General features: G+C 66.2%; 7 protein-coding genes. All 7 read right to left on the bottom strand.

Annotated features, from left to right (window positions below):
- Nucleotides 1-119: 119 nt before the first annotated feature.
- The gene (locus C492_RS17350; RefSeq protein ID WP_152424942.1) at nt 120-452 is read right to left on the bottom strand and encodes a hypothetical protein; all 333 of its coding nucleotides are present in this window, start codon (nt 450-452) and stop codon (nt 120-122) included.
- 614 nt (nt 453-1,066) lie between these two features.
- A complete protein-coding gene (locus C492_RS17345) occupies nt 1,067-1,804 on the bottom strand; it encodes an urease accessory protein UreF (RefSeq protein WP_008426024.1) in 738 nt (245 codons plus the stop codon).
- On the bottom strand, nt 1,794-2,390 hold the full coding sequence (gene ureE, locus C492_RS17340; protein WP_008426022.1) for an urease accessory protein UreE: 597 nt from the start codon (nt 2,388-2,390) through the stop codon (nt 1,794-1,796). The genes C492_RS17345 and ureE overlap by 11 nt, the downstream gene beginning before the upstream one ends.
- Entirely contained in the window at nt 2,390-3,379 is a 990-nt protein-coding gene (locus C492_RS17335) for an urease accessory protein UreD (RefSeq protein WP_008426020.1), read from the bottom strand. The genes ureE and C492_RS17335 overlap by 1 nt, the downstream gene beginning before the upstream one ends.
- Nucleotides 3,376-3,996 (bottom strand): urease accessory protein UreG, encoded by a 621-nt coding sequence (ureG, locus tag C492_RS17330; RefSeq protein WP_008426018.1) that lies wholly within the window; start codon nt 3,994-3,996, stop codon nt 3,376-3,378. Before ureG ends, C492_RS17335 begins: the two co-directional genes overlap by 4 nt.
- On the bottom strand, nt 3,996-4,448 hold the full coding sequence (locus tag C492_RS17325; RefSeq protein ID WP_008426017.1) for an urease subunit gamma: 453 nt from the start codon (nt 4,446-4,448) through the stop codon (nt 3,996-3,998). Before C492_RS17325 ends, ureG begins: the two co-directional genes overlap by 1 nt.
- Before the next feature lie 96 nt (nt 4,449-4,544).
- Nucleotides 4,545-6,018 (bottom strand): urease subunit alpha (gene ureC / locus C492_RS17320; protein WP_008426015.1); only part of this gene is annotated, 1,474 nt, incomplete at its 5' end.

Genomic DNA, 6,018 nt, shown 5'->3' with positions numbered 1-6,018 from the left:
GTGAAATCGCCCTGATGTGTGTCGTTTACAACATCAAACGTGCCATCAAACAGTAAAATCCTCCGCCTTACAGCGATTCAACACAGCCGTGTAGAGAATACAGAGATCAGATGAATCGGTTACTCACCAATGCAGTGGTATTCGATTTCCATCGAGTCGAACTCGTCGCCTTGGTCGTTTTCAGCGAGTAGTGTGAGGCGGCCGTGGTGTGGTGGTGAGCCAATAGCGATACGGTATTCACGAGCATCGGTTGTGGGGATTTCGCTTAGGAGATCACCTTCAGAGTTCTTGAGAAGAATTGACTCGATGGGGAGTGTGTCACCTGATTCCTGCAATGAGATCAGCAGCACAACTGATTCATCGGATATCATAGCACTCGCTTGCTGTAGGACATCTCCGTCACCGTGTTCGAGAGGCGGTTGTTGTACAGTCAGGGGACTCAGAACTGGCATTACCTGAACACCCTGCAAGCCCGGTCGCACCAATTACTGCACTGGATGCAAGGATTTTTCGACGAGACAATGCTTCGCTGGAGGGTATATGCTGGGAGACCATACTGGATCGTTAATAATCCTAAGTGATGAAATCACTGATGTTATCAGTAGTGTGCCATCCCCCTCTCTACGCAACGAACCGGCCGACTCAGATTCAACAGCGGATCGAATAGCGGAACCGCGTTACCAACCACTGCTGCGCTGCCTGTGATGCCGATATCGGGGTTGCTCTGGAGAAACTCGTCAGCGCTCGCGGGAATCGCGTCTTGGTCTACTGAGGCAGCGCCGTAGGTTGCTATCCGGAATAGCGACCAGCGTCTGCACGACGAGAACGAAGTTCAGAAGGGCCTCTCTCCCTTGTGGCCAGAACTACCTACAGAGCAAGCAGTGTAGACTCCGACTTACCCATGCAGTCGATTCGATCTCAAACTACCGTCGTTGAACTCGCGAACCGCTGCTCAGAGCAGTGACGAGGAACCGAACTTCGAGAAAACGACTCCCTGCTATATCTCTACCTTGTAGCCAGAAGCACTTAAATGGAAATCCCGAGTTCGAACAGCCCGAAAGTGCGCTCAGCTCATAAACAGCCGGCGGCCGGCCCGTTCGTGACGCATGCCCATGATCTCGGCCATCGGCGCGAACGACGTCATCGCGGCGATGCCGTCGTCGACGTGGCGCTCGCAGACGGCCTCGATCACGGACTGCAACTCGGCGAGGACGGTCTGAATCTCGGTATGGCCGAACCGACCGAGGCGCTGGGCCGCGCCCAGCAACCCCGTGACGAACGAGTAGGCGTGGGTGAGACAGGCCTCGAGTCGCGACAGGCCGCGGTCGCCGGCGACGACGCCGAAGACGACCGGGTAGTGTCCCGGCGTTGCTCCCCGGTCGACCGCGTCGGCGACTGCCGTGGCGAATCCGTCGCAGTCCGCATCGGCGGGGTCGTCGACCGGTTCGCCCTCCTCGCGTTCGTCGGCGAGCAATAGCTCGCAGAGCTTCGCCCCCGCCTTCGTCGAACTCTCGCGGAACTCGCGGGGCATCGTCACGGCGTGCAGACGCTCGTCGACGGCGAGCAGGCGACCGAGGTCGCCGTTCTGTCGAGCCTCGTAGGCGTTCGCCAGCGCGACGGTTTCACAGGGACCGACCACCCGTCGGAGGTAGGCGTCGAGCAACGTTCGGAGGTCGTCACCGTCGTCGATCCGATCCTCGTTGAGGTACTGTTCGAGACCGTAGGAGGCCGTGTAGCCGCCGACGGGGAGGAACGAGTCTCCGAGCCGGAGAGCGGTCAGAAACGCGTCCGGGTCAGTTTCCATGGTCGTGGTCGTGCCCGTGACTGTGGTGGTCGTGGTCGTGACCGCCGTGGGGGTGGGCATGGTCGTGGTCGTCGTGGCCGTGGCCCGCCTCACCGTCTCGCCGATCGGGAACGAACAGATCCGCCTCGACGGTCGTCGCCTCGATCTCGGCGCCGGGGACGACGTCGTCGACGACGCGCTCGACGATGTGGCGGTCGGCCGCGAGCGGGACGTAGACGACGCCGTCCTCGACGGTGAGGTCCCAGTGCTGGTTGCCGACGCGGTGGCCGAGTTCGACCGCCGCCTCGAGCGTCGCGGGGGTCGCCTCGGGGAGTTCGACCGCCAGCGCCTCGCGGGGCTCGAAGGCGACGAGGACCATGCGCTCGTCCTCGACGAGCAGGACGTCCCCGACCGAGACGGCGGGCCGATCGAGGACGACGCCGACGTCGGTTCCCGCGTCGGTGGTCGCCCGGAACCGCGACCGTCGACGGTCGGCGGCGTCGATCACGACCCGCTCGAGCGTCCCGTTCTCCCGGTGCTCGTCCCGCAGCGCCGCGAGTTCGTCGTCCGCGTGGACGTTGCCGACGACACCGTCGATCCGCTCCATCAGTACCGGCGGTCGGCTGGCGCGCCGACCCCCAGAAGCTCCCGCCTCGTCTCGTCCCACGCCGCCCGGAGCATGCCCGTGACGTCGGCCTCGCGGTGGCCGAGCAGGCGCACGATGGCGCCAGCGTCGCGAGGGAGCGCCGAGACGCCGGCGTGTACTGATCGCCCCTCCTCGGTCTCGCTCTCGAGCGTCGCGAGCCGCTCGTGGACCGTCTCGACGAGCGTCTCGGTCGCGTTCTCGTCGCTTCTATCGTCCCGAGCGCGTCCGCCACCGCCGTCGGGAGCGAAGACGTACAGCGAGCCGACGACGCCGTACTCGCCGACGCTGGCCGGGTCCCGCGGATCGCGTTCCTCGGGCCGCAGATCGACCGCGTCCGCACAGATCAGTCGGCCGTCGTGGCGGGCCTCGACCCGCGAGTGGTAGTGGTCGAAGCTAAACGGCTCGTGGTCGCTCAGCCCGTCGGGAACGAGGACGTCCGCGACGATCGCCACCGCACCGTCCGCGAGGTCGACTGACACCGTCTGCAGGCAGCGGGCGTCCTCGTTGACGATCGTCGGGCCAGGAACGTACTCGAGGAAACTTCCTGCTTCGGCGGTCAGCGAGGCGTCAAGGTGGGCGTAGTTGGCGTCCATGCTGTGGACCTTCGTCGCGCTCTGGGTCGTGACGTGCGCGCGGGCATCCGCTCGAGCCTCGAGGTCCATCCGGTGGCGGTCGCCCTGTGCGACCCCGCCGGTGGGCTCCTGGACGACCAGCGTCGCGAGGCCGGGCGCGGGGTCGGTGTCGAGGGTACCGGTGTGGTGGTAGGGAACCTCCGTACGATCGCGAACGAGCCGCGTCGGCCCCTCGCCCGCGCGAGCGAACGTCGCCTCGAGCAGTCCGTTCTTGCCCGGTCCCGCGGCGGGCGCCTGGGCGAGCGGTTCGCCCGCGTACTCCTCGAAGGCGGGCGGCAGTCGCGCCACCCCTTCGGTCGCGGCGTGGCCCGCGCTCACGCGAACAACACCTCGCGCTCGACGTGTGCGAGCACTTCCTCGACTCCGGAGCCGTCCTTGCAGTTGGTGAAGACGAACGGGTCCTCTCCGCGCACGTCGCCCGCGTCGGCCTCGATCACCTCGAGGTCGGCGTCGACGTGAGGCGCGAGGTCGGTCTTGTTGACCACCAGCAGGTCGGCCTGGGTGACCCCGGGGCCCCGTTTTCGGGGGATGTCCTCGCCCTCCGCGACGGAGATAACGAACAGGAAGTAGTCCGCCAGTTCGGGGTTGAAGGTGGCAGCGAGGTTGTCCCCGCCGCTCTCGACGAGAACGACGTCGAGTTCGGGGTGGCGCTCGGTGAACTCGTCGATCGCCGCGAGGTTCATCGAGGGGTCCTCGCGGATCCCCGTGTGCGGACAGGCGCCGGTCTCGACGCCCTCGACGAGGTCCGCGGGCAGGAGGTCGGCAAAGGACTCCCGGAAGACGTCGGCGTCCTCCTGGGTCATGATGTCGTTGGCGATAACGCCGACCTCGTACCCCTCCGCGACGAGTTCGGGGACGAGCCGTTTCACGAGCGCCGTCTTCCCGGAGCCGACGGGGCCGCCGAGGCCGACCTTCGCGACGTCGCGGTACCCCATCAGTCGTCACCCCCCGCGGGTTCCGGGCCGCCGCCGGTCTCGTGGGCCTCGCTCCCATCCCCGTCATTCTCGTCGGGGAGGGCACCCTCGTCGACCGCGAGTTCCTCGCCCGGACCGGGGTCGACCGTCTCGAGCTGCTCCCGGCTGTCGGCTCGGATCGGGTCGTGGACCGTCACGAGCTTGGTGCCGTCGGGAAAGACGGGCTCGACCTGGATCATCTCGACCAGTTCTGGAACGCCGTCCATCACGTCCTCGCGGGTGAGCAGCTGTGTCGCCTCCGAGCGGATCCGCGAGACGGACTTCCCCTCGCGGGCGGCCTCGCAACACCAGTCGGAGATGTACGCGACCGTCTCGGGGTGGTTGAGCTTCACGCCTCGATTCTTCCGGCGGCGAGCGAGTTCGGCGGCCATGAAGACCGTCAGCCGTTCCATCTCCTTCGGCGAGAGGTTCACTCGGGGGTCACCCCCTGTTCGACGGCGGCTGCGGTCGTGTTCGGTACTCGAGTCGGTTCGTCGCGGGTCGTCGGAGTCGTGTCGCGTTCGTGCATACTAGAGCAGGTATCGCTGTGCGAGCGGAATCTCGTCGGCCGGCTCGCAGGCCACGTGTTCGCCCTCGACCTCGACCTCGAAGGTCTGGGCGTCGATCTCGATGTCGTCGGGACAGTGGTCGTTGTGCAGCATATCGGACTTTCGGACGGAGCGCGTGCCGCTGACGGGACGGACGGGTGTCTTCAGGTCGTAGGCGTCGCCGACCCCGTTCTCGTAGGCGGCCTCGCTGACGAAGCTGATCGAGAGACCCTGTTTCGCCCGTCCCTGGGCGCCGGCTCGCTCCCGACCGAGGACCGGCTCGCAGGTCATCAGCGAGCCGTTTGCCTCGCCCATCTGGGACCAGACCGGGAACCCGCCCTTGATCACCGCTCGAGGCTTGATCCCGAAGAAGCCGGGATCCCACAGCGCGATGTCGGCCAGCTTGCCCGGCTCGAGCGAGCCGACGTAGTCGTCGATCCCCGCCGTGATCGCCGGATTGATCGTGTACTTGGCGACGTAGCGCTCGATGCGGGCGTTGTCCGCGTCGGTGCCCTCGTCGGCCTCGAGGGGGCCCCGCTGGGCCTTCATCTTGTGGGCGGTCTGCCAGGTCCGGCTGATCACCTCGGCCATGCGTCCCATCGCTTGGGAGTCCGAGGTCATCATCGAGATCGCGCCCGTGTCGTGGAGGACGTCCTCGGCGCCCAGCGTCTCCGCGCGGATGCGCGACTCGGCGAAGGCGACGTCCTCGGGGACGTCGGGGTTGAGGTGGTGACAGACCATCACCATGTCGAGGTGCTCGTCGAACGTGTTCTCGGTGTAGGGCATCGACGGGTTCGTCGAGGAGGGGAGCATGTGCTCGTGGCCGATCAGTTCGAGGACGTCGGGCGCGTGGCCGCCGCCGGCGCCCTCGATGTGGAAGGTGTGGATCGCCCGCCCGTCGATGGCCTCGAAGGTGTCTTCGACGAACCCCGACTCGTTGAGCGTGTCGGTGTGGATACAGACCTGGACGTCCTCCTCGTCAGCCAACTCGAGGCAGGTGTCGATCGTCGCGGGGGTCGACCCCCAGTCCTCGTGGAGCTTGAGACCGCAGGCGCCGGCCTCGACCTGCTCGCGGAGCGCCTCCGGTCGACTGCTGTTGCCCTTCCCGTAGAAGCCGACGTTGACCGGCCAGTCCTCGGCGGCCTGCAGGAACCGCTTGATGTTCTCCGGACCCGGGGTACAGGTCGTCGCCCCGCCGCCGAACCCGCCGCCGAGCATCGTCGTAATGCCCGAGCCGAGCGCGTGCTCGACCAGCTGGGGACTGTTGAAGTGAACGTGGATGTCAAGCGCCCCGGGCGTCGCGATCAGGCCGTCGGCGGGGATCGTGTCGGTACTCGGTCCGATCACCATATCGACGCCGTCCATCGTATCGGGGTTGCCGGCCTTCCCGACGCCGACGATCCGTCCGTTCCGGACGCCGATGTCGCCCTTGCAGACGCCTAGCACGGGGTCGACG

Source organism: Natronococcus jeotgali DSM 18795, from assembly GCF_000337695.1.
GTDB classification, from domain to species: domain Archaea; phylum Halobacteriota; class Halobacteria; order Halobacteriales; family Natrialbaceae; genus Natronococcus; species Natronococcus jeotgali.
This window is presented reverse-complemented; position numbering and strand designations above follow the sequence as displayed.

Coding starts and splice junctions, on each gene's coding strand:
- C492_RS17350 (WP_152424942.1), bottom strand. CDS start 452: ATGCCAGTTCTGAGTCCCCTGACTGTACAACAACCGCCTCTCGAACAC.
- C492_RS17345 (WP_008426024.1), bottom strand. CDS start 1,804: ATGGAAACTGACCCGGACGCGTTTCTGACCGCTCTCCGGCTCGGAGAC.
- ureE (WP_008426022.1), bottom strand. CDS start 2,390: ATGGAGCGGATCGACGGTGTCGTCGGCAACGTCCACGCGGACGACGAA.
- ureG (WP_008426018.1), bottom strand. CDS start 3,996: ATGGGGTACCGCGACGTCGCGAAGGTCGGCCTCGGCGGCCCCGTCGGC.